Below are 23,305 nucleotides of genomic sequence, written 5' to 3'. Positions count from 1 at the left end.
CGGCGGTCACAGGGGCATGCCCCGCCAGCCGCCGAGGTTGGTGGGCGTCGTGCCCGTGCGGTAGTAGACGCGGCCGTCCGTGCCGATGGCGAACACGTACAGGACACCGCCGCCGTCGACGAGCGCGGTCGGGTAGTCGAGGACGGTGCCGCCGAGGTCCTGCCAGGCGCCGTAGCCGGCGTTCGGGGCGGTCTGGGCGGTGGTGCTCACGCCGCCGCCGCCGTTGCGCTCGAACAGGACGACCCGCCCGCCGAGGTTGGCCATCGCCGGCTCGCCCACTCCTGCGTGGCCGCCGAGGTTGCCCGGGGACTGGCTCCACGGTCCGCCGGGCTGGGTCTGGTAGCTGACGAGCATCGCGCCGGTGCCGGCCTCGCGGTAGGCGAGTTCGATGCGGCCGTCCTGGTCGAGCGCGGCCTTGGGCGGGCTGGCCGGCCGGGAGTTCGGGATCGGGCCTGGGCCGTTGATGGCGTCGTTCGGAGCGGTCTGCCACCAGTTGACGACCCCGTCGCGGGTGCTGGCGAAGACCTCGATCCTTCCGACGCCGTTGCGGATCGCGGTGACCGGGTCCTGGATGTCGGTGCCGTGCAGGTCATCCCAGGTGGTCGTCCAGGCGCCGTTCGGGCTGGTCTGCCGGATGCTGCTGAGGCCGCCGCCGCCGTTCTTGACGAAGAGCTCCAGCCGGCTGTCCTGGGAGGCGACCACCGCGGGCACGCCGACCTGGCCCGCGTTGTCGAGCCCGGCGTTGGGGTTGCCGAGGTCGGCCCAGCTGTCCCGCCACACGCCGTTGGGCGTGGTCTGCGGGACGGAGACGATGTGGTGGTCGGTGAGGCGGCGGGCGAAGACCTCCATCCGGCCGTCGGCGTTGGTGCCGACGGCGATGCCCGGCGCCAGTCGCCCGCCCGGGTCGGCGAACCGTGCCGGGCCTCCCCAACTGCCGTCCCCCTGGCGCCAGTACGTGTAGAGGGAGCCCGCCCGGACGACGAAGACCTGCGGCCGGCCGTCCTGGTTGAGTCCGACCCAGGAGGTGCCCCGCGACCAGCGGTAGTACATCCGGGAGAACCAGGCGGTTTCGTAGTTCCCCGAGTGGTCGTGGCTGGCGTACTCGGAGACGAACACGCCCTTGGCGCCGACCGTCGCCGGGTCGAGGTTCACCGGGCAGTCGCTGATGTTGTAGTCCCGGTAGTTCACCTGGATCAGCGAGCCGCCGTACTGGCTCGCCGCCACGCCCGCGAACTTCGCGGCGGAGATGTGGTCCGAGTGGTCGTCCTTGTAGCGGGTGTCCGGGAGTTCGTCCTGGGCCCGGAGCACGGTCGGCTGGTACGTCACCATGATCTGCCGCAGCACCTCGACGACGTCCGCCGCCGTGTAGGTCGACGGCCCGGACAGTGGGCTGTCCTTCGGGACGACCGTGGTGTCGGTGCCGCCGTTCAGCACGTTGGCGAGCCCGGCGTCGTGCAGGTTGAGGAAGATCAGGTGCACCGGCCGGTCCTTGAGCATGTACCGCTCGACCTGCTTGCCCGCGACCGTCCACGCCTCGACCGTCCAGTGCCCGACCTCGTCGGTCGCCGGGTCGTTGTCGCCGACCCCGGTCATCCGGGAGTAGGCGTTGACGGCGCCCATCTGGCGGTTCCAGGTGCGCAGTGGGTCGCCGGCGGGGTCCCAGCAGCCGCCCACGCACGGGTCACCGGTGATGTTCCCGGCGGTGACGAACACCGTGACGGACGGTGTGCCGTTGCCGAGGGCGTTGGACAGGTCCGGGTTCATGAACAGGATGTCGTCGTCCTCGTGGGCGACGACCTGCATGAACAGCGGCCCGGAGCCGGCGGCCATACGTGCGGCCGTACCCGTACCCGTACCCGTGGCCGCGGAGGCGCGGGTCGCGGTCCCCTTGGCCAGGACGGGTGCGGCGAGGGCGGTCAGCGCGAGGGAGGTGAGGAGTTGCCGTCGTCCGATTGCCATGTGATTTCCCCTCATTCGAGATTCGAGGTCGGCAGGTGATCACGCCAGGAGGAGATTGGCGGATTGTAGGGCGGGAAGTGCCCGAGACGGTATATCGCAAATCCCGTCAGGCGCGACAGTCAACTGACGTGCAATCAAGCCACTCCGTCTTTTTCTCGCCGATCTTGCCTGTACAGCGCGGTTTCTGCTGGAACTTCCCCATGGTTTCCGCCTGATGTTCCTCCTGGCGAAATCCGGACCGGCGGTGATTGCATGATGGATGGCGAGCGGGCTCCGAGATTTCTCGGCCATTCTCGGACCTCCTCCTTCGGGAAACGGATCGCCACCATTTCTTCGTCACCCGAGCCATGCGGGAATGGTTTTCCGTACCCGGCGAAAGGACTCCTGTGCACGTCACCCACCGCCCACTGCGGGGTCGCCCGTCCGCCATGACGGCAGCCGCCGTCGTCCTCGGCGCGTTCGCCGCCCTGCCGCCCGCGGCCCCGGCGAACGCGGCCGTCGGCTGCGGGCCGGTCCCCGCCGCGCTCCCGTCGGCCCCGGGCGTGGCGCGCCCCGAGTCCTCGGCCTGGACGGGGAGTTGGGGTACCGCCATGAGCCTGGCAGGACCGTCGGCATCCTCGGGCGTGACGGGGCAGCAGACCCTGCGCATGGTCGTCCACACCAGCATCGGCGGCAGCTCCGCCCGGATTCACCTGGTGAACACCTTCAGCCCGGACCCGGTGACCATCGGGCACGTCACCGTCGCGGCCCAGGACAGGGCTTCCGCCCGGAACGGGAATCCGGCCACGGCGGCGGCCACGCCGGCCACCCTGACGTTCGGCGGTTCGGGCCGGACCGTCGTCCCACCCGGCGGCGAGGTCTACAGCGACCCCGTCGCCTTCCCGGTCACCGCAGACGAGAACCTGCTGGTCAGCCTCTGGCTGCCCGACGGGGTCACCACCGCGCCCTACCACCCGTACACGCTCACCACCTCCTACACCTCCGCCCCCGGCGACGGTGCCGACCGCACCCAGGACACGGGCGGCGCCAACCTCTCCACCCCGTACGCCTACTGGGCCTTCCTCGGCGGCCTGGACGTCACGGCCGCCGGCAGCGACGGGACGGTGGTCGCCCTCGGCGACTCGCAGGTGGACGGCGGGCACACCAACCAGGACTCCAACACCCGCTGGGCCGATGACTACGGGCGCGCCCTCAGCGCCCGACCGACGCCCGAGGGCATCGTCAACAAGGGCATCTCCGGCAACCGGATCCTCACCGACGGGACGGGAGGACGCGTCGGCTTCGGTCAGAGCGCGCTCAACCGCTTCGACCGGGACGTCCTCTCCCAGACCGGAGTGCGGAGCGTCGTGCTCTACGAGGGCATCAATGACATCACGATGGACGACGCCTCCGACTCCGCGCTCGAGTCGGGGATCCAGCAGCTGGCCTCACGCGCGCACGCGGCCGGGCTGCGCTTCACCGTTGCCACCATCCCCGCCTTCCAGGGCTACACCGACTACACCGCCGCCCGGGACCGGGTGCGCCAGTGTGTCAACGACTGGATCCGCACGACGACGGCTATCGACGGCTTCCACGACTTCGACCGGGCGACCCGCGACCCGCTCAACCCGAGCGCCGCATTCGCCGGTTACGTCTCCTCCGACCACCTGCACTTCACCACCAACGGGAACACGGCCCTCGCCGAGGTCCTCGCCCCGCGGCCCGCCCCGACCAGCCCCTCCCACACCTTCTCCCAGACGACGGCCGGAGCCTTCCACGGCAAGGGCATCGGCGACCTCGTCGCCCGAGACGAATCGGACGGGCACCTGTACGAGTGGGCGGGGCTGGGAGACGGGTCCTTCACGGCCAGGACCGACCTGACGGCCGGCTGGGGCGCGTTCTCCCAGACCACCGCCGGCGATTTCCGGGGGACCGGTCACGCGGACCTGATGGCGAGGGAGGACGCGACGGGCAACCTGTACATGTGGCCCGGTAACGGGGACGGTACCTTCGCCGGCCGCGTGCTCGTCACCGACGGGTGGGGTCCGTTCTCGCAGACGGTCGCCGGTGACTTCCGGGGGACCGGTCACGCGGACCTGATGGCGAGGGAGGACGCGACGGGCAACCTGTACATGTGGCCCGGCAATGGGGACGGTACCTTCGCCGGCCGCGTGCTCGTCACCGACGGGTGGGGTCCGTTCTCGCAGACGGTTGCCGGTGACTTCCGGGGGACCGGTCACGCGGACCTGATGGCGAGGGAGGACGCGACGGGCAACCTGTACATGTGGCCCGGTAACGGGGACGGTACCTTCGCCGGCCGCGTGCTCGTCACCGACGGGTGGGGTCCGTTCTCGCAGACGGTTGCCGGAGACTTCCGGGGCACCGGCCGTGCCGACCTCATCGCCCGCAACGACACCTACGGCGTCCTCGATGAATGGATGAACACGGGCGGAGCCTCCTTCTCCCACGCCTTCCGGCTCACCGACGGCTGGTGACCGGCCGGTCGGCCCGTCCAACTCGTCCTACCCGGCCAATGCGCTTGCACGGGACCACCGTTCGCAGCGGCGGCCCACCGGGCCGGGCGGCTCGCCGAAGGCGAGGAGGACGTCCAGCAGGTCGCCCGGGGCCTCGGCCGTGACGTCGGGTCCGGCGGGCAGGCCGTGCACCGTCCACCGCGGGTGATGGGCCAGGCGTCGGCCGCGGTCTTCCTGGACAAGGGCCACCCGACGACCGTCTGGAACCGCTCGGCCGGCAAGGCCGAGCAGCTCGTCGCCAAGGGCGCGCCCCTCGCCGGCTCGGTCAGGAGCGCGCTCGAGGCGAGCCCGCTGGTCGTCGTCCGTGTCTCGGACTACGACGCCGTGCACAGGTTGCTGGACCCGGCCGCCTCCTCCCTGGCCGGCCGCACCCTGGTCAACTTGACCATGGCGAGCTCCACCCAGGCCCGGGAGACCGCCGAGTGGGCGGCCGAGGCCGGCATCGACTACGTCGACGGCGCGATTCTGGCGGTGCCCCAGGCCATTGGCACCGCCGAGGCCACCCTGCTGTAAGCCGGCCCGGAGTCCTGGCGCTCGAAGGCACGCGTGAGCGTGCCTTCGAGCGCCCGGACGTCGCTGGCCTCGTGCGGACGGTTGACTCGTCGGCCCCCAGGCAGCGGGCGGTACGGTCTCGGGCCCCCGGATCGGGGCCATGATGCTCCGGCACGACACGTTCATCCGGGACGAGCGGGTCACCCTGCCGGTCGCCGGGCATGACGCCACCGCGACCACGCCGACCGGGCTGTTCCTCCACCCCCACCAGCGCCGCCTACAGCACCACCGTCCGCCCCGACGGCCCCGTTCCGGCGGTACTCACCCAGGGGTGGACGGGCGGCCCCGCCCCGGTCACATCCGCGAGCGTGACCGGGGCGGAGTCCCGCCGGTGGCGAGGGGTGAGCCTGCCGTTCTCAGGACGCGCTGAACCTCAGAAGGAGGCGGGGGCATGGCGCCGCGACCTCCTCCTCGGGAGGAGGGCCCCATGCCGCGAGTGCGGCGGAAACCCCCTGTGGGCCGGATTCCAGATAGCAGATCATGTTCACCGGGTACCGACTGTTGTCGAGCATGTAGCGGTCCATCGGTGTCGGCTCCTCGCTTATTCGCAGCCCTCGCTCTTCGGGTGGGCCGATCCGGTGCCAGTCGGGATGCAGATGGATGGAGCCCAGGATCTCGGCCCCGTCACGGTCCGCCTGCCGGTGAATACGAAGCAGATCCTGCGAGCTGCACCAGAATCCCCGGCGGGGGTTTCGGTAGGCGCTTCCGAAGCACGGCTCTATGGAGCTCGAGAACTCTTCGAGCGCCATCGGGTCGGTGGCACGGACGTTGGTCGCGAACTGGACCGAGGTGATGGCCGCGACACCGTCGTCGACGGTGCCGAGCAGGAGGGCGAAACAGGAGGGTGGTTCCTGCGGGGTACAGGCCTCGTATTCATCGCGCGCTACCGAGATGAACGACTTGACGGCGTCGAATCCGATCAGGGCGGTGTGGGGGGTGAGGGTCACGGCGGCTCCTCCTCCTTCAGCCGACATGCGCATGGTGGTCCGCCGCGGTGGTCCGTGAAGCGAGGTCCAGCGAGTGAACCTCGGCCGGGGAGAGTTCCAGGGTCGCTCCCGGGGTCAGTTCGGCGAGCTGCTCGGGCGTCCTGCTGCTGGCGAGCGGAGCGACGACATGGGGCTGCGCCCTCAGCCAGGCCAGGGCCACCGCGGCGGGGGCGGTGTCGTGCTCGGAGGCGATCGTGTCCAGCGTCCGGAGCACCGTGCGGCCGCGGGGCGTTTCGCCGTACGGTCGTGCCGCGTCGCTGCGGACGCTGGGAACGGCGGGTGCGCCTTCGCGGTACTTGCCCGTCAGGAAGCCCTGCGCCAGGGCGAAGTACGGGACGCAGGAGACGCCCTCGCGCTCGCAGACCGGGGCGATCCCGCTCTCGAAGGGCTCGCGTTCCATGAGGTTGTAGGGAGGCTGGACCGCCACGTACGAGGCGAGCCCCGAACGCTTCGAAACCTCAAGGGATTCAGCCAGCCTGGGACCGCTGATGTTCGAGGCGCCGATATGGCGCACCTTCCCTGCCACGATCAGTGTGTCGAGTGCGGCGAGGGTCTCTTCGAGGGGCGTTTCCGGGTCGTCCGCGTGCGTGTAGTAGAGGTCGATATGATCCGTCCGCAGACGGCGCAGGGATTCCTCCACGGCCTGGTGAACGACCTTCGCCGTGAGCCCGGACAGTCCGTTCAGTCGGCCTACCTTGGTGGCGATGACGAAACGGTCCCGCTGACCGCGCGCGGCCAGCCAGTTGCCGAGGATGGACTCGGACTCCCCGCCGGTGTTTCCGGGGGCCCACTGGGAATAGGAGTCGGCGGTGTCGATGAAGTTCCCGCCCGCGGCGGCGTAGGCGTCGAGGACGCGGAAGGATGTCCGCTCGTCGACGGTCCATCCGAAGACGCTGCCGCCGAGGCAGAGTGGAAAGACGTCGAGCTCGGAGTCTGCGATGGTAACCAATGGACGCCTTCTGGGTTCTTACCGGTTTCGGTGGTCGGTTCCGGTGCGGAGGGTGGGGCGCAGGGGGGCGCGACTCGGCGCAACCCCCCACCTGAGGGGTCGGCTGACGCCCCCGACAGCAATGTCCAATGAATAGCGTGCACTTGATATTCAGTCAGTGTGGAAACCGATACTACCTTCTGGTCCGATGCCATGCCGAGGCGTCGGCTGGATTCCGTCGTGGTCGGGGTGTGCGCCTGCGCCGTCGTTCTGCGCTCGAACAGCTCGACGGCGAGGCCGCCCCCGGTGGTTACCGGGCCGAGGCGGGTCGCGGCCGGGTCGTGGGTCGCAGGCCGTAGGCGCGGGTGGTCCGCGCGTCCACCGCCCTGGTGCGCATGGCCTTCGCATGCCGCGAGGCTGGATCGCCCTCCTGCCAAGGGAGTTCGGGCGAAGGGCGCGGGGTCGGACCAGCGACCGGCATGGGTGGCGGCGCGCTCGACACAGGCCTCCACCGCCTTCGCGGCGGAGTGATCGCTTCCGGGGCGCCGGTCGTACGAGATGTTTCCGGCCCCGCGTCAGTGAGCCGAGAGTCGGCGTCCCCGGTGGGCTTGGCCAGCTCGTCGACCAGCGTGAGGCCTCTCATCCGTCCTGCCGATCGGCCGCGTTGTCCTGGGCCGGGCGCCCTGCGGGCGACCGTCATCCGGGACGGCAAGTGGGTGGCCATCACGGCCGGCCACAAAGTGGATGCGGTCGGGGCGCCGGTCTACCAGCCCTCCTGGGTGGCGAAGGACCGCTATGACGTGCACGTCATCGGGCGGGTCGGCGGGAGGACGCACTGGGTCGACTACCGGAGCGTGGCGGAGTACTTGAACCGTCGCGAGGACATGCTGTACGACTTCGCAAGGATGCTCGCCGTGGTGGGGGAGACGACCTCGACCATTCCGGGCGGTGGCGTCCAGTATTCCCTCCTCCGCCCAGGAGCCGGAGCAGCGGAGTACCCAGGTCGTCAGGATGCAGAGGGTCGTGGACAGACTGGCCAAGTTGAAGCGCCTGGGGATCGGCATCAAGCCTTGAGCGGCCATCGCCGCCCGGCCGGGCTGCCGATCACGGGAGTGAGCGGCTCGCTCCTGTCCCGCCCGCGGCGGCGCCACCAGGTCGTGGCCCACCGGGGTGGCAGGGTGAGGTCCGGGGAGCCGGACGCCGGCCAGGTGGCGGCCGACCGGGAAGGCGCGCCGGCCGGAGCCGGCGAAAACAGAGCGCCAGGGGCCATCCGGCGAACAGGGAAGCCGCTCGGCCATTGGCAGCGGCGAGCGGTTCGACGGGGCGACCGTCGGCGCGTGGCACCTCGCCGCGGAGGAGGCGATCGAGGCCGGCGGGCTCGTGTGGACGATGCTGCGCCCGCCGAGCTTCGCCTCGAACCTCTTGTGGTACCGGACCCTGATCCAGGCCGGAGAACCGATCCCGAACCTGACCGGCGACTCCCGGCAGGCCGTCGTCGACCCGAGGGACGTGGCGGCGGTCGCCGTCGCCGCCATGACCGGCGACGCGCACGACGGGCAGCGGTACGACCTGACCGGGCCGGAACTGCTGACGTCCGCAGACCAGGCGGCGATCCTGGAGGGCGTGCTGGAACGGCCGGTCAGGATCACCGACACGAATGCGCTCGACCAGTTGCCGGCCGGGATGGTCACCGGCATCGGCTGGGCACGCGCCGGCGGTGCGGCGTACGTCACCGACCACGTGCCGCGGGTGCTCGGCCGGCCGGCGGGCACGTTCGAGCAGTGGGTACGCGACCATCGGGAGGCATTCGCGGCAATGCCGTAACCGACCGCCGCCGACGGCCGCCAGGGCTCGGGTAGTTCAAGGGATACAGCCCGTTCTCCTTTGGTGCTCCGCTGGAGCTGGTGAGAACTCGCGCAGATGGGTGTGGGGTCGTGGTCGCCGGGTGGGGCGGTCGTCCCTGCGGTGGGTGGTCCGGGCGCGGCGAATGAGGCTATGCACGGTGATGACGGCATCCGTGAGGTCGAAGAAGGCGTTGATGACGTCGATCCGGTGCACGGTGATGTCGTCGGGCAGCGGGCCCAGGCTGTCCGGAAGATCCAGGGTCGGGGCGAGCAGCGGCGAGTCATGGCAGTTCGCTCCGGCCAGGACGCGGCCCAGCGGGATGCCGTGCCCGTCTGTCATCCCCGAGCGTTTGAGGCCCTGTTTGCCCCGGTCGACCGGTGAGCGTCCGGCAGCTTCTCCGCCTCCGGGTGCTTTGGTGATCGACCCGTCGATGGCGATCTGGTCCAGGACGAGCCCGACGATGCGGTCGTACGCCGGCCAGGGCGATATGCCGGAGCCGGGTACCGACGACCCTCCCTCGCTGGACCCCGCCCGGTGAACGCCCCGGCGTCGTACCTCGGAGCCCAGACGGGCGGGACCGGCGCCAAGGTGTTCACCGGGCGTAGTCGACCTCGGGGAAGTCGGGGGAGGGACCGTCGAGCAGCCGCCCCTGGTCGCGGAGGTGGAGGTCGAAGAAGGCTCGCGGGTAGGCGCGTTGGAACGCCTGTGCCCGGTGCCCGGGAATCGTCCCGACCTCGTCCTCCAGGTCGGCCGGTGGCATGCCCAGGAGAGGGGCGATCAGCGGCAGGATCAGCTCGTCGTCGCCGAACGACTGGTGCGCGGCTCCCCGTACGGTCAGGTGCAGGCGCCAGCCGCGCAGACGCGACCAGAACGCGCGCAGGGCGGGGTTGTTCTCCATGCTGCCCTTGCCCGGGGTGTCCACGACCAGGAACGGACGGTCGAGCCCGGCGTCTACCACCGGGCCGGCCGCGCCCCCGTCCAGGCTCATGCCCGCCGTGATCCGTCCGTCGGTGAGCATCGTCGCGGCGGTGGTGGCGCCGCCCAGGGAGTGGCCGAGCATCCCGACGCGCCGCAGGTCGGGCGCCCCGCGCAGGCCGGGGGGCAGCGGGGTGCGGCAGACGCCGGGGTGGCCGCCCGCGCGGAGGACGGCGAGCCGGTCCAGGACGAAGCGGATGTCGGCGGTACGGACCGCGAGGGCCTTGGCGTAGTCGCTGATCCCGCCCGGCGGATTCGTCTCGACGCGTCCGCCGGGGAAGGCGACCGCCGCCGCGTCGTAGGTGTGGTCGACGGTGACCACCAGAAAGCCGTGACTGGCGAGGTCTTCCACGACGCCGGTGCCGAACGACCGTGACGCGTTGGCGCCGGGAGAGTAGAGCACGACGGGCAGGGGGCCTGGTGGGCCGCCGACGGGAGCGCCCTCGTGGCCGTGGGTGCCTCCCAGCCGTACCCGGCCGGGAGGCAGGCCGACGAGGGCCAGGTACCGGTCGGCCGCCGCCGGAGGCATCCAGGGAACGGTGGGACGGGCCGCGCAGCCGCGGGCGGGGTACCAGATGCTGATCATCAGCTCACGGCAGGGGCGGGAGGGCACCCAGGGGTCCGGCCGCGCGGTGTCGGCCAGGTGCAGCGCGATCGTACCCAGCGGGTACGGTCCGTTCGGGGCGGGCAGCTGGAACCGCACGGGTTCCTCCTGCCCCGGTCGCGCGGCGGCCACCGGCGCGAGCGGACCCGGGATCATGGCGGCGGCCAGTCCGGCGCACGAGGACAGCAGTGTTCTCCGATTCATGGCTCCACTGTTCCGTCCGATGAGCCCGGCGGCTTCGCCCCCGGGGAGTAACCCGGTGTCAGCCCAGGAGGGTACGACGGGCATCGGCCGCGCGGATGACTCAGCCCGTGGGATGACGTCCTCCGGGCTGACGGGCCCCGGGCCCCGTTTGGATAGCGTGGCCGGCATGGGCGACGGGGAGTCACGGCCGCTGGTGGCCAGACGTCTGCGGGACGGACAGTGGCACGGCGTGGACACGGTCGCGGCCGTGCTCCTCGCCCTGGCGTTCGGCGCGAGCGAGACGCGTAGCGGTGGCTGGGGCGCGGGAGCCGTGGCGGCGGTGGTCTGGCTGCCGGTCGCGGTACGGCGTAGACGGCCCGTCCGGGTTCTGTACACGGTCCTGGCCGGAGCGGTCTTCGCCATGGCGTTCACCGGATGGGAGGAGTCCTGGGTCCCGGTCGGGGCCGCCCTGTACACGGTGGCGGCGCGGGAACCGGGGCGCCGGTCCGCGACGGCGCTCGGCTGCTCGCTGGGCGCCGTCGCGGCGGCCATGGCCCTCGTACCGCGACCGGTCCCGGCCTCCGGGGTAGCGTGGGGCGTCGTCTTCGCGTTTTTGATGATGACCCTGCCCTGGCTGGTGGGCACCGCGCTGAGAGAGCAGCGGTCGTACGCGGAACTCGCCGCCCGGCAGGCCGTGACGGACGAGCGCCTGCGGATCGCCCGCGAACTCCACGACGTGGTGGCCCATCATCTGACTGTCATCGCGGTACGGGCCGAGGTGGCCCGTGCGGTGGCCTCCACCAACCCGCAGGAGGCCGAGCGGACCCTCGCACTGGTCGGGACGGCGGGCCGGACGGCGCTCACCGAGATGCGCCGCATGCTCGGCGTTCTGCGATCACCCGGTGACGGAGCCGAGTTGGGGTCCGCCTCCGGTCTGGCGGACCTGCCCGCGCTCGCGGCCGGCGCGGGCCCGCGCGTGGAGCTGTCCGTCGACCCGGATCCACCGCTCCCCCCGGGTGTGGAACTGGCGGTCTACCGGATCGTTCAGGAAGCCCTCACCAATGTCGTCAGGCACGCGGGATCGGCGGACTGCCGGGTGAAGCTGTCCCGGATGGGTCCCGAGGCGGTCGAGATCGAGGTCGTCAACGACGCGCCGTCCCGGCTCCCGTCCCGGCGTCCTGGCGGCGGGCACGGACTCATCGGGATGCGGGAGCGGGCGGCCATGTGCGGCGGGACCCTCTCCGCCGGCCCCCTGGCGACGGGCGGATTCCGGGTGCATGCGCGGCTGCCCTGCGGATCGGAGGCAGCACGGTGAACCGGCCGGTCCAGGTTCTGATCGCCGATGACCAGGCGCTGTTGCGGGCGGGCTTCCGCCTGCTCATCGAGAGCGTGCCGGACCTCACCGTCGCGGGCGAGGCCGTCAGCGGCGAGCAGGCCGTCGAACTCGCCCTGCGGCTGCGGCCCGACGTCGTGTTGATGGACATCCGGATGCCGGGCATGGACGGTCTGGAGGCCACCCGGCGCATCTGCGCGGACCCGGACGCCGTCGGCACCCGTGTGCTGGTCCTCACCACGTTCGACCTGGACGAGTACGTGTACGCGGCACTCCGCGGCGGAGCCAGCGGATTCATCCTGAAGGACATCCTCCCCGCCGACCTGCTGACAGCCCTACGGGTGGTCGCCTCCGGCGACGCCCTGCTCGCGCCCGCGGTCACCCGCCGTCTGATCCGCGAGTTCGCCGGACGCCACGAGCCGCGCCCGCGACTCGCCCGGGAGCTGGCGGGTGTGACCCCACGGGAACGGGAAGTCCTCCGATTGGTGGCCCGGGGACTGCCCAACCACGTGATCGCCGAGCATCTGGGGCTGAGCATCGCGACCGTCAAGACACACGTCCGGCGGCTGCTGGCCAAGCTCCACGCCCATGACCGGGCCCAGATGGTCGTCATCGCCTATGAGACAGGCATGGTCACCGCAGGTGGGAACCTCCCGTCCACAGGCTGACGCCTCACCGGCTGGGATGGTGGACCTGAAGGGGACTTCCCCGGTGGTGCGTAGACTCCGTGCACGGCTTCCGCGACTTCGACGACCGCAACCTGCTGGGCTTCGTCGACGGCACCGAGAACCCGGAGGGCGGGGCGGCGACTGGGGGCAGCTCACCGGCCGCCGGGCCGAAGTCCGTGCCACCGGACGCGGCGTGCACCGCCCCGTACCGCTGGGCTGTGGCTGCCCACCGGGGGTGGCAGCGTCACCACCACCGCTCCTGGCACCGCAGTCACCGGGGAGCGGCAGGACGTTGTTGCCGCTTCCGGGTAGCGGCAGAACAGGAACCCGTCCGCACCGCCGGCCTGCGGCTGCCGGGTGGCCCACCACCGTTGCGTCGGCGGACAGGGCTGGTGCGACGCCGGTGCCGGGGCCCGCCCGGCCGGACTGCGGCCGGGCGGGTGCGTAGCCGGCGGGCTGGGGTCAGCGCGCGAGGACGAAGCCCTCGAAGTCCTCGTCGACGAACGCCGCCGGCTCGCCGCCCTCCCGCAACGCCCCTCCGCCTGGGTGGAAGTCGAGACCGGCCAGACCTTCGCCGATGCCTGGACCCAAGCCGACCAGGAAAGGCGCCGCCAACTCCTCCTCGGCCTCAAGGCCCGCCTCTACATGACACCCACCATCGAAGGCTGGTACCTGCCCGCCGAAATCGAAGCACGAGTATCGAAGCTGGACCGCGCTGGAAGGTCGGCGTAGATCGCGAAGCGGACGAGCAACTGGCGGCCGTCATCGACAGATTCGACGGGCCGCTTCCGTGCGGGGGAGCGGCTACGGCGCTAGCCTCTACCGTTGGCTGCTGGTAGCACCGCCGTGGATGCCCTCGACCACGAGTGGGCCACCCTGACACTCCGAAGTGGCCACCCTCCGGGCCACCGGATTGGCTGCCTCCGATGCCGTCGACCACGGCCTCGGCTACAGCTCTCCCCAACAAGCCGAAGATAAGCGATGAGTTGGTCGAGCGTCGGGCACTGTAGTCATCGAGGAGTTGGCCACGATCAAGCCCGGATCTGCCGAATCATCCAACCGAGGAGTCCTGGGCTGGCAGGATGGTCGGACCGGTAGTTGACGCCGGTGCTGGACGAGGAGCATGTGTGGGACCGCATGTGATCAACGATCGCTTCCTGCTGGTGGGAGACAGCGCGCGCAGCGGCGGTCTGTCGAAGGTGCGAAAGGCCGTCGACACGGCAAATAGCGACAGTGACAGGCAGTTCGCGGCGATCAAGTTACTCAAGCGGCGCGACGACGAAATCATCAAGGTCTTCCTGGAACGGGAGACCGCCGCACTCAAAGCTGTCGAGCACCCTCATATCGTGCGGATGCTGGAGTCGGGCTGGGACCCGGTTCTGGAGCGGTACTACATCGCCCTGGAGTGGGTGGAGCGGTACTACATCGCCCTGGAGTGGGTGGAGCGCAGCCTGAAGGACGATCTACAGGCTCGTCGGCTGGGACGCCTACTTCGAGAAGATCGTGTCACCACCTTGTAACAGTCAGCGATGATCAAGGAGCGGCACAGTGTCGGGCCCACCGGCCGGGACCGCGCGGCGAAACCCCGGACGGGCATCGCTCCGGGTGAGAGGTTCGCCTGTTCGGCTCAGCGAGGATGACGGCCAGGAGACGGCGCCCGGAGACCCTCCTACCGTTGGACCCCGGGAGGCTGCATCCCCGCGGAGCCCGGCCGAGGACCTCTCGCCCGTCGGCCACCGCTCACGCCGAACCCGGCAGTCGACTTCCACCGTGACCACGCAGGGTCCGGGTCGAAGGAGATGAAGGACATGAACACCACGCGCACCGCCCGCACGCCCGCGACACCCGCACTGAACGGGTGCCGGACATCACGCCACCGCCTTCGGGCACGGATCGGGCTCGCCGTGACCGCCACGGCCCTGTCGCTGCTGCCGATCGCCCCGTCCACCGCCAGCGCGGCACCCCATCTCCCGCTCACACAGATCGTGCGGGAGGCCAAGGTGAAGGCGCAGCAGGAGCACCCCGGCTCGCAGTTCTACGACGCGGACGCCGTCCTGCTGACACCCACGACCAACCCCAATGACGTCCAGGCCTGGTGGATCCGCTTCCGGGCCAAGGGCTCGGAGCCGTCCTTCGAGTACAAGTACTCGACCACCGGTCAGTACCAGAGCACGCAGCCGTGGAGCGTCCCGATCGGGATCCAGGCCATCTCCCCGTTCACCATGACGGAGGTCCAGGCCCACGATCTGGCCGTCAAGGCCGGGCACACCGGCGCGTTCAAGCCCCTGTACCTCAATGAGCCCGTCGTGCAGAACCCGCATCCCACCTACTACTTCTGCATTCCCAGCGAGGGCAGGACGGTGGCGGTGGACACCGTGACGGGCCACGTCACCACGCCGTGGTCGTGCTAGTGACCACGGTGTGAGCCCTGTTCGGTGGCCGTCACCCAGCGGGGGTGACGGCCATCGGCGGCTGGCGACCCTTGCCCTCCGCCCGCTCGGTGCCGCCGACCGGGCGGGCGATAAGGGTCGCCAGCCTGGAGCGCGAAGAGCCGGCTGCCGCCGGTCAGCCGGGCCCGGGTACGAGCGGGGGCCGTGCCGGTTCGGCCGGTCGCCGCGGATCCGCGCTGGCCGTTGCGGCCAAAATCCACTCCGGGAGTGCCGTGCGACTTCCTTCGCCGCTGGCGTATTTGCTACCGAGAGGAAGCCCCGACGTGTGGAATGCCCCGCGTCGGGGCCGCCTCTTGATTCTGTCGAACTACCAGTTTCTGCTGCCTAGTTGTTCAGATCGAACACTGCCGTGACCGGTGCGTGGTCGGACCAGCGCTCGGTGTGGGTGGCGGCCCGCTCGACGTAGGCCTCGACGGCCTTGGCAGCGAGGGTGGGGGTGGCGACCTGGAGGTCGATGCGCCAGCCGGAGTCGTTGTCGAAGGCGCGGCCGCGGTAGGACCACCAGGAGTAGGGGCCGGTGCGGTCGGGGTGGAGGGTGCGGACGACGTCGACGTAGCCGGCTTCGTCGTAGACGCGGGAGAGCCAGGCGCGTTCTTCGGGGAGGAAGCCGGCGGACTTCTGGTTGGCCTTCCAGTTCTTGAGGTCTTCGGGGCGGTGGGCGATGTTCCAGTCGCCGCAGACGACGACCTCGCGGCCGTCGGCGGCTGCGCGGGTGCGGAGGGTGGTGAGGTGGACGAGGAATTCCGCCATGAAGCGTTCCTTCTCGTCCTGGCGTTCGGTGCCGACCTCGCCGGAGGGGAGGTAGAGGCTGGCGACGGTCAGCCCGGGCAGGTCGATTTCGACGTACCTGCCCGTGTTGTCGAACTCCTCGGACCCGAATCCGATGACGGTCCGCTGCGGCTCCTGGCGGGACAGGACGGCGACGCCGGCCCGGCCCTTGGCGACGGAGGGGGCCCAGACCGCGTGCCAGCCGTCGAGGTCGCGCAGTTCGACGGGCAGTTGCTCCGGCTCGGAGCGCACCTCCTGGAGGCAGACCACGTCCGCCTCGGTGCCGGCCAGCCACTCGACGAAGCCCTTCTTGGCTGCCGCCCGGATTCCGTTCACGTTCACACTCGTCACCACGATCACCCGGGCAGCCTACCGAGTGCCGGGGCCTGCGCCGAAGCGTGACGCGCACCAGCCGTGGGATGACGTGAACGCGGCATGAATGTGTGCGACAGTCGCACCAAGCCGCGCCATTGGTCTTGACCATCTCCGGACGATGCACCTAGGGTCGCTTACTGCAAAGACCTTTAATAAAGAAGGACGGATAAAAGCCCGCTCTCCCACCTGCCGCATCCGCGGACAGCGGGCCCGGGATCCGACCTCCTTACCGCAGGGTGGACAAGCAGGGTGGAGGACACGGTGGGGACGACTGGACAGCTTTCGGCGGTGCCGGAACCGAAGTACTGGCACCTGCGCACGGTGCTGCTGCGGGCCATCGACTCGGAGTTCTCCACCGGCCAGGTCCTGCCCAACGAGCGCGAGCTCTCCGCCCGCTTCGGGGTCGCCCGGGCAACCCTGCGGCAGGCCCTCGACCAGCTGGAGCTGGAGGGCCGCCTGGTGCGCCGCCGGGGGATCGGCACCCTGATCGCCGCCCCGCGGGTCGGCGTCCCGGTCAACCGGCAGGAGGAGGGCTGGCCCGGCGTCGGCCGCAACCAGGCCTGGCGGACGGTCGACTGCACCACCGCCCCCGCCCCGGCGCAGCTGGCCAAGGGCCTCGGCATCGCCGAGGGCGCCACCGTGCACACCGTCCGCCGGGTTCGCCTGGTGGAGGGCCGGGCGGTGGCCACCGAGTCGCTGCACGTCCCGGCCGCCGCGCTGCCGCACCTGCCCGGCTTCCGGGCCGAGAGCGACCGGGCCCGCTCGGTGCTGCGCCAGCTGGAGCGGCTGGAGGTGGACGGCGAGTCCCGCGCGGTCGAGCTGGGTGTCGCCGAGGCCGCCGAGGGCGCCCTGCTGGAGCGCCCGCCCGGCTCGCCGGTGCTGGTGATGACCACCCAGTACGCGTCGGCCGGCCGCCTGGTGGCGCTCGCCGTCGCCACCTACCGGGCCGACACCTGCAAGCTGACCTTCGGCTCGACCGGGCTGGTCGAGGTCACCCCGGTCGGCGCTGCGGCCGAGGTCCGCACCGCCTCCTGAACCACTTTTCCGACACCCTCAGACCGAGGCCCGAACGCCCGACCGGCGTCCGGGCCTCGGTCGTTGTGCGGGCGGATTTGCCCGGGCGGAGCTGAGTTCGGACCTCAGCCCGGGACCGGTCCCGGGCTGAGGTCCGGGCCCGTCAGGCGCGGCCGTTGCCGGTGGTCGGCGGGTCGACGGCGAACAGCTGGTCCTCGACGTGGTCGAGGGCGACGCGCAGCGCGCCCATCGCCACGACCTCGGAGCCGAGCGCGGCGAGCGCCACCTCGGGGGCGCGGAGGGTGAACTGGGCGAGGCGCTCGCGCAGCGGTTCCAGGACGCCGTCGAGGCCGGCCGCCCAGCCGCCGATCACGACGAGCTGCGGGTCGATGGCCAGGACGAGCGCGGCGACGCCCTGGACCAGGCGGGTGAGGAAGCGGTCCATGGCGACCTTCGCCACCTCGTCGCCCTCCCGCGCGAGCCGCAGGACGCGGGCGACGGCGGCCTCGTCGAGCGGGTTGAGCGGCTTGCCGGTGGTGGAGAGGAGCCGCTCGGGGGTGACCTCCTGGCCGAGCAGGTGGAGGGCGCCGATCTCGCCGGCCGCCCCGCCGTAGCCGCGGTGCAGCCTGCCGTTGATGAGGGAGCCGGCGCCGGGGCTGAGGCCGGCCATGACGAAGACGACGTCGCCGGCGCCGACCGCCGCGCCCTGCCAGTGTTCGGCGATGGCGGCGAGGTTGGCGTCGTTCTCGATCAGGACGGGGCAGCGGAAGGAACGCCGCAGCCGGGCGCCGAGGTCGAGACCGGTCCAGCCGGGCATGGCGGTGCCGAGTTGGATGGTGCCGTCGCGGTCGACGATGCCGGGGGTGCCGATGCCGACGGCCCAGAGGTTGTCGCGGGAGATGCCGGCCTTGCGCAGGACCTCGGCGACGGCGGTGCGGACGGCGGCGAGCCGGTCCTCGGCGTCCAGGGTCTCGTCGACCGGCTTGAAGTGACTGCCCACCACCTCGCCGGTGAGGTCGGCGAGGATGACGCGGATGTCGTGCACGCCGACCTCGATGCCGAGGATGTGCCCGGCCTCGGCGCGGAAGCGGAACCAGCGGGCCGGTCGGCCGCGCCGGCCGGTGCCGGGCTGGCCGTCCTCCTTGGGCTGGTCGACCTCGGCGACCAGCCCGGTTTCGACCAGACCCTCGATGACGCCCTCGACGGTCGGGCGGGAGAGCCCGGTCTCGCCGACGAGCTGAGTGAGGGTCACGGAGTGGCCGGTCCGCAGCGCCCGAAGCGTGACCGCCGCGTTGATCCGCCGCAGCAGCGAGGAGTCTCCTCCGGTGAGCCGATCCGCCAATGCGATGCCCTTCGCCGTTCGCGCGACTGCCCTGGCGCGCGGTGTCGAGTGCGCGGTGCCCACCGAATGGCCCGCGGGGGGTGTGCCACCCCCGGAACGCGGCACGGCGGCGCGGGGCCGCCTGCGCCAGGGCCGGAGGACAAGCGGAGCCTACCCGGGGGTGGGCCCGGTGGGCGAGAATCCTTGCAGCTCATCCAGGCTTCGGTATCGAAATGGTACGCATCGGGTGGTGGTGCGCGACCCGGGCTTCACGGCCCGGCCACGGGCCGCCCGCCGCCGGGCCGCCGGGACCGTACCGACCAGCGGGAACGGGCGGAGAGCAGCGAGCCGAGGCTCAGCCGGGAGCCGGCCGACAGGGCGCTGAGCACGGAGCCGGCCGACCCGAGGGACAGGACGCTGCCGGCGGACCCGACCGAGAGGACGCTGCCGGCCGACCCGATCGAGAGGACGGAGCCGGCCGAGCCGATCGACAGCACCGAGCCGACGGACCCGACGGAGGCGATGGAGCAGACGGAGGCCAGGGATGACAGGGAGGCCAGGGAGGCCTTGGACCGGAGCGACCGCGGCCGCCGCTGGGGCTGGAAGGGGCGCAAGGACGGCAAGCGCCGCAGGAACTGCACGGGGGAGTCGGGCACGGCCCGATGGTAGCGGCAGCTCAGGGCATCCGCGCCGCGAACAGCCGCTGCCCGAGCAGTCCCATCGGGTGCCCGTCCTCGGGCAGCGCGAGGACGGTCGGGCAGCCGGCGGCGGTGAGGGCGGCCCGCCAACGCTCGGCGGGGAGCGCCGGGAAGGCGGGGGCGGCGGAGACCGCGGCGGCAGGGGAGGCCGGGGAGTCGGCGCCGGCCTCGGCGTCCCCCGTGATCAGCAGGTCGAGCTGTTCGCCGGTGGGCGCGAGCAGCAGCAGCTGCCCGCCGGGCGCGAGCAGGTCGACCAGCTCCGGGACGGCGGTGTCCGGGTGGCCGGTCGCGGTGGCGACGACGAGGTCGTAGCGGCCGCCGTCGGGCAGCTGGTGGTGGTCGGCGCCGGGGCGGGGCCGGGTGGCGAGGGCCCGGGTGACGGTGGAGTCGGCGTCGTCCTGGCCGAGTTCGAGGATGCGCAGCGGCTGTGGCCCGTCGTGGGTCTCGGCGAGGCCGCGGACCAGCGCGCCGAGGGCGGCGCCGAGGTAGCCGCGGGCGGCCGTCCAGCGGATCGGGGCGGCGGCCGGGCGGGGTGGCTCCTCGCCGGTGATCAGCCGGGGCAGCCGTAGTGCGCCGCGCCGGATCCGGTCCAGGGCGGCGACCGGGCCGAGCCCGTCGTTCCAGGTCTCGACGGCGGGCCGCCAGGCCTCCCGGACCTCGGCCGCGGTGAGTTCGGGTCGGCCGTAGTGGACGTCGTCGTGCCGGGTGATCAGGCCGTGTCGGGTGAGTGCGTCGAGCCAGCGGCCGACCCGGGGCCGCTGGGCGGGGGTGACGAGGGCGGCGGTGAGGATCTCGGCCTCGGTGTGCCCGCGCCCGGGGTCGGTGAGGACGCCGCTCTGCTGGAGGGTCAGCAGCAGTGCGGACAGGACGGCGTGGTCGAGGTGGGTGCCGAAGGCCTGGACCTGTTCGGCGGTGACGCCTATGGCGTGTTTCCAGGCGATGGCGTCGGCGGCGTCGGCGGCGGTGCGCAGTCGCCGGTCGGCGGTTTCGGCGTGGCTGTGCGGGGCGCGGACGTGGGCGAGGACGGCGCCGAGCGCGTCGACGGCGGCGTACACGTCGTCCTGCCGGGGTTCGGGGCCGACGTGCAGGACGAGCCGCAGGGCGCCAAGGTCGTGGTCGGCGAGGTCGGGGCGGCGGCTGAGGCGCCACAGCAGGGTGGAGGGCAGGCTGAGGTGGGTGGTGGCGCTGGCGGCGAGGTCGACGAGCTGCTGCTCGGGGTCCTGCCGGGGGTCGCCGCAGTGGACGGTGCCGCCGGCGAGCAGGGTGGCGAGGGCGAGTTCGACGGCGAGGTCGGTGGCGGGGTGGAGCACGGTGTGCCGGATGGGCGGCGGGCCGAGGACGCCCGCCCAGTGCCGCAGCCGCTGTTCGGCGGTGCGGGCGGCGGAGGGCGGCAGCGCGGCGTGGGCGGCGACGTGCTGGGCGAGGGCCCGGGGCAGGCCGCCCGGCGGGGAGACGCCGAGCAGCAGGCCGATGCCGCTGATCGCGCGCCCGTCGGCGACGACGGCGGGTCGGTCGCCGAGTTCGCGCAGCGCGCTGACCAGGGCGGGAGTCGTGGGCACGGTGATCACTCCGGGGTGCGGGGGAGAAACCGCACTACTGAACCACGTGGTCGGGCCGGGTGATGCCGTGCACGGGTCAAACTTCCGTAATGATTTTCATATCGGCTAGCCAAGGTGGACGCCCGATCTCCACCCGAAGTGGTCGGAACTTCGCATTCCGGATCCGGCGTGCGACCCCTTGACAGCCGGTACGGGCGCTGGGTTACTTGGCGTGAGGGTCGCCCTGACCGAACGATCGGTCGGTGCGCCCGTCCTGGCCGACCTGCGGAGGAGCGACGATGACCGGCAGCGCACCCGCCCCGCGCCCGTACGGCGAAGAGCCCGCCTGCGGTGAAGAGCCCGGCCGTGGCGAAAAGCCCGCCCGGCGCCTGGGTGAGCCGATTCCGCCCGCGCTGCTGGACGCCGGCGAGCGGATGGGCGTCGACGAGCTGCGCGCCCACCAGCTCACCCGCCTCCGGGCCACCCTGCGCCACGCGTACGACAACGTCGAGCTGTACCGCCGCAAGTTCGACGCGGCCGGCGTCGGCCCCGAGGACTGCCGCACCCTGGCCGACCTCGCCCGCTTCCCCTTCACCACCAAGGCCGACTTGCGCGAGGGCTACCCGTTCGGCATGTTCGCCGTCCCGATGGAGCAGGTCCGCCGGATCCACGCCTCCAGCGGCACCACCGGGCGCCCGGCCGTCGTCGGCTACACCGAGCACGACCTGTCGATGTGGGCCGACGTGGTCGCCCGGTCGATCCGCGCGGCCGGCGGCAGGCCCGGGCACAAGGTGCACATCGCGTACGGCTACGGGCTGTTCACCGGCGGGCTGGGCGCGCACTACGGCGCCGAGCGGGCCGGCTGCACCGTCATCCCGGCCTCCGGCGGCATGACGGCCCGGCAGGTGCAGCTGATCCAGGACTTCCGTCCCGAGATCATCATGGTCACCCCCTCCTACCTGCTCACCCTGCTCGACGAGTTCGAGAAGCAGGGCGTCGACCCGCGCAGCACCTCGCTGCGCATCGGCATCTTCGGCGCCGAGCCGTGGACGGAGGAGATGCGGCGCGAGATCGAGGACCGGCTCGACCTGCACGCCGTCGACATCTACGGCCTCTCCGAGGTGGTCGGCCCCGGCGTGGCGCAGGAGTGCGTGGAGACCAAGGACGGGCTGCACATCTGGGAGGACCACTTCTACCCGGAGATCGTGGACCCGTTCACCGACCAGGTGCTGCCCGACGGCGAGGGCGGTGAGCTGGTCTTCACCTCGCTCACCAAGGAGGCGCTGCCGGTCATCCGCTACCGCACCCGCGACCTCAGCCGGCTGCTGCCCGGCACCGCGCGGCCGGCCTTCCGGCGGATGGAGAAGGTCACCGGGCGCAGCGACGACATGATCATCCTGCGCGGGGTGAACGTCTTCCCGACCCAGATCGAGGAGGTGCTGCTGCGGACCCCGGGCGTCGCGCCGCACTTCCAGCTGCGGCTCACCCGGCAGGGGCGGCTGGACCACATGACCGTCCGGGTCGAGGCGAGGCCGGACGCCCCGGCCGAGCAGCGGGCGGCGGCGCGGGAGGCGATCGTCCGGGCGGTGAAGGACGGGGTGGGCGTCACGGTCGCGGTCGAGGTGGTGGAGCCGTACGCGCTGGAACGCTCGGTCGGGAAGATCCGGCGGGTGGTCGACGAGCGGGGGTGAGGCCTGAGGGGGCCCACGGCCCTGGACGCCTGGGGCCCGGGGGCGTGGGGCCTGCGAGGCCGGAGGCGTAGGGCTGTCCGGGGGGTGATGCCCTACGCCTCCGGCGTCTACAGCAATGTAGACGGTCAGGCGGCGGAGCGTCCAGCCGCCCTCCGCCGCCGGCGCGCCCGGGCCGCCAGGCCGAGGGCGGCCACCATCAGCACCGCCAGCGCCAGGCTCACCGGGCCGGTGCCCAGCCCGAGGCCGCCCCGGTCGGCGCCCACGCCCAGCCAGTCCGCGAACGAGGCACCCAGCGGACGGGTCAGCACGTACGCCCACCAGAACCCGGCCACCGGGCCTACCCAGCGGGCCCGCGCCGCCACCGCCGGGACGGCGATCAGCACGGCGAAGCCCAGACCGGCCAGCAGGTACCCGGTGTGCAGCGTGGCCGCCGTCAGATCGCCCAGCGCCGTGCCCAGGGCGAAGGTCAGCAGCACCGCGGCCCAGTAGAACAGCTCCCGGCGCAGCCCGGTCACCCGGTCGATCGCCAGCGAGCCCTCCACCCGGTGCCAGAGCACGAACAGCGCGGCCAGCGCCACCGCCAGCCCGCCCGCCGACACCGCGTACGGCACGCCCAGCGCGACGTGCGCGACATCGGCGACCATCGTGCCGAACACGCTGACCAGCACCACCACCGCCCAGTACACCCCGGGCACGCAGCGGCGCAGCCGCAACTGGACCAGCAGCGCCACGGCGAGCAACAGCCCGGCCGCCGCAACCGCCGGCACCGGGCCGACGGTGTGCGCCAGGAAGTCCGACAGGGTCTCGCCCATGCCGGTGGTCAGCACCTTCACCAGCCAGAACCAGCCGTCCACCGCCGGGACCTTGCTGGCCCCCACCGGGGCTCCCTCGGCTGGGGTGCCCC

Annotated in this window: 19 protein-coding genes and 1 pseudogene; 10 read left to right on the top strand and 10 right to left on the bottom strand. The window is 72.0% G+C overall.

Features of this window, described 5'->3' with window-relative positions; genetic code table 11:
• Positions 1-6 precede the first annotated feature (6 nt).
• A complete protein-coding gene (locus tag AB0R04_RS29390) occupies positions 7-1,959 on the bottom strand; it encodes a PIG-L family deacetylase (RefSeq protein WP_363376543.1) in 1,953 nt (650 codons plus the stop codon).
• A gap of 428 nt (positions 1,960-2,387) precedes the next feature.
• Between AB0R04_RS29390 and AB0R04_RS29385 the strand changes: the two genes are divergently transcribed.
• Complete coding sequence (locus AB0R04_RS29385; RefSeq protein ID WP_363376542.1) at positions 2,388-4,433, top strand: FG-GAP-like repeat-containing protein; 2,046 nt, start codon at positions 2,388-2,390, stop codon at positions 4,431-4,433.
• Between the two features lie 186 nt (positions 4,434-4,619).
• Positions 4,620-4,985, top strand: coding sequence for an NAD(P)-binding domain-containing protein (locus AB0R04_RS29380; protein WP_079135381.1), 366 nt, complete (start codon positions 4,620-4,622; stop codon positions 4,983-4,985).
• 395 nt (positions 4,986-5,380) lie between these two features.
• Here AB0R04_RS29380 and AB0R04_RS29375 read toward each other — a convergent pair whose 3' ends face one another.
• Both AB0R04_RS29375 and AB0R04_RS29370 read right to left on the bottom strand, forming a co-directional pair.
• Complete coding sequence (locus tag AB0R04_RS29375) at positions 5,381-5,971, bottom strand: hypothetical protein (protein ID WP_363376540.1); 591 nt, start codon at positions 5,969-5,971, stop codon at positions 5,381-5,383.
• A gap of 16 nt (positions 5,972-5,987) precedes the next feature.
• A complete protein-coding gene (locus AB0R04_RS29370; protein ID WP_063346282.1) occupies positions 5,988-6,959 on the bottom strand; it encodes an aldo/keto reductase in 972 nt (323 codons plus the stop codon).
• A gap of 1,368 nt (positions 6,960-8,327) precedes the next feature.
• On the opposite strand from AB0R04_RS29370, the gene AB0R04_RS29365 reads away from it, so the two are divergent.
• Entirely contained in the window at positions 8,328-8,762 is a 435-nt protein-coding gene (locus AB0R04_RS29365) for a hypothetical protein (RefSeq protein WP_363376538.1), read from the top strand.
• A gap of 36 nt (positions 8,763-8,798) precedes the next feature.
• Here the strand turns inward: AB0R04_RS29365 and AB0R04_RS29360 are convergent.
• Positions 8,799-9,257, bottom strand: a pseudogene (locus AB0R04_RS29360) (transposase); the annotation flags it as partial.
• A gap of 118 nt (positions 9,258-9,375) precedes the next feature.
• Complete coding sequence (locus AB0R04_RS29355) at positions 9,376-10,566, bottom strand: lipase (RefSeq protein WP_363376536.1); 1,191 nt, start codon at positions 10,564-10,566, stop codon at positions 9,376-9,378.
• Positions 10,567-10,732: 166 nt separating this feature from the next.
• Here AB0R04_RS29355 and AB0R04_RS29350 point away from each other — a divergent pair, with 166 nt between their 5' ends.
• The 5 genes from AB0R04_RS29350 (at position 10,733) to AB0R04_RS29330 (ending at position 14,957) form a co-directional block, all read left to right on the top strand.
• A complete protein-coding gene (locus tag AB0R04_RS29350; RefSeq protein WP_363376534.1) occupies positions 10,733-11,860 on the top strand; it encodes a sensor histidine kinase in 1,128 nt (375 codons plus the stop codon).
• Positions 11,857-12,546 (top strand): response regulator transcription factor, encoded by a 690-nt coding sequence (locus AB0R04_RS29345; protein WP_363376532.1) that lies wholly within the window; start codon positions 11,857-11,859, stop codon positions 12,544-12,546. The genes AB0R04_RS29350 and AB0R04_RS29345 overlap by 4 nt, the downstream gene beginning before the upstream one ends.
• Before the next feature lie 357 nt (positions 12,547-12,903).
• A complete protein-coding gene (locus AB0R04_RS29340) occupies positions 12,904-13,278 on the top strand; it encodes a hypothetical protein (protein WP_363376530.1) in 375 nt (124 codons plus the stop codon).
• A 395-nt stretch (positions 13,279-13,673) separates the two neighbouring features.
• Complete coding sequence (locus AB0R04_RS29335; RefSeq protein ID WP_363376528.1) at positions 13,674-14,066, top strand: hypothetical protein; 393 nt, start codon at positions 13,674-13,676, stop codon at positions 14,064-14,066.
• 384 nt (positions 14,067-14,450) lie between these two features.
• A complete protein-coding gene (locus AB0R04_RS29330; RefSeq protein WP_363376527.1) occupies positions 14,451-14,957 on the top strand; it encodes a hypothetical protein in 507 nt (168 codons plus the stop codon).
• A 363-nt stretch (positions 14,958-15,320) separates the two neighbouring features.
• On the opposite strand, the gene AB0R04_RS29325 is transcribed toward AB0R04_RS29330, so the two are convergent.
• Positions 15,321-16,124 (bottom strand): exodeoxyribonuclease III, encoded by an 804-nt coding sequence (locus tag AB0R04_RS29325; RefSeq protein WP_363376525.1) that lies wholly within the window; start codon positions 16,122-16,124, stop codon positions 15,321-15,323.
• Positions 16,125-16,400: 276 nt separating this feature from the next.
• Here AB0R04_RS29325 and AB0R04_RS29320 point away from each other — a divergent pair, with 276 nt between their 5' ends.
• Positions 16,401-17,174: a GntR family transcriptional regulator gene (locus AB0R04_RS29320; RefSeq protein ID WP_363376523.1), complete on the top strand. Its 774-nt coding sequence runs from the start codon at positions 16,401-16,403 to the stop codon at positions 17,172-17,174.
• A gap of 142 nt (positions 17,175-17,316) precedes the next feature.
• Here the strand turns inward: AB0R04_RS29320 and AB0R04_RS29315 are convergent, their stop codons facing one another.
• The 3 genes from AB0R04_RS29315 to AB0R04_RS29305 form a co-directional block, all read right to left on the bottom strand.
• The gene (locus AB0R04_RS29315; RefSeq protein ID WP_363376521.1) at positions 17,317-18,495 is read right to left on the bottom strand and encodes an ROK family protein; all 1,179 of its coding nucleotides are present in this window, start codon (positions 18,493-18,495) and stop codon (positions 17,317-17,319) included.
• A gap of 248 nt (positions 18,496-18,743) precedes the next feature.
• Entirely contained in the window at positions 18,744-19,016 is a 273-nt protein-coding gene (locus AB0R04_RS29310; protein ID WP_167745879.1) for a hypothetical protein, read from the bottom strand.
• A gap of 134 nt (positions 19,017-19,150) precedes the next feature.
• Positions 19,151-20,731: a hypothetical protein gene (locus AB0R04_RS29305; RefSeq protein ID WP_363376519.1), complete on the bottom strand. Its 1,581-nt coding sequence runs from the start codon at positions 20,729-20,731 to the stop codon at positions 19,151-19,153.
• Between the two features lie 413 nt (positions 20,732-21,144).
• On the opposite strand from AB0R04_RS29305, the gene paaK reads away from it, so the two are divergent.
• Positions 21,145-22,401, top strand: coding sequence for a phenylacetate--CoA ligase PaaK (gene paaK, locus AB0R04_RS29300; protein WP_363376567.1), 1,257 nt, complete (start codon positions 21,145-21,147; stop codon positions 22,399-22,401).
• Between the two features lie 125 nt (positions 22,402-22,526).
• On the opposite strand, the gene AB0R04_RS29295 is transcribed toward paaK, so the two are convergent.
• The gene (locus AB0R04_RS29295) at positions 22,527-23,279 is read right to left on the bottom strand and encodes a hypothetical protein (RefSeq protein WP_363376518.1); all 753 of its coding nucleotides are present in this window, start codon (positions 23,277-23,279) and stop codon (positions 22,527-22,529) included.
• Between the last annotated feature and the right edge of the window lie 26 nt (positions 23,280-23,305).

The sequence above is a fragment of the Kitasatospora sp. NPDC056731 genome (assembly GCF_040687675.1).
Lineage (GTDB): Bacteria > Actinomycetota > Actinomycetes > Streptomycetales > Streptomycetaceae > Kitasatospora.
The sequence above is the reverse complement of the archived record's forward strand: the minus strand, read 5'-3'. Positions and strand labels throughout refer to the sequence as shown.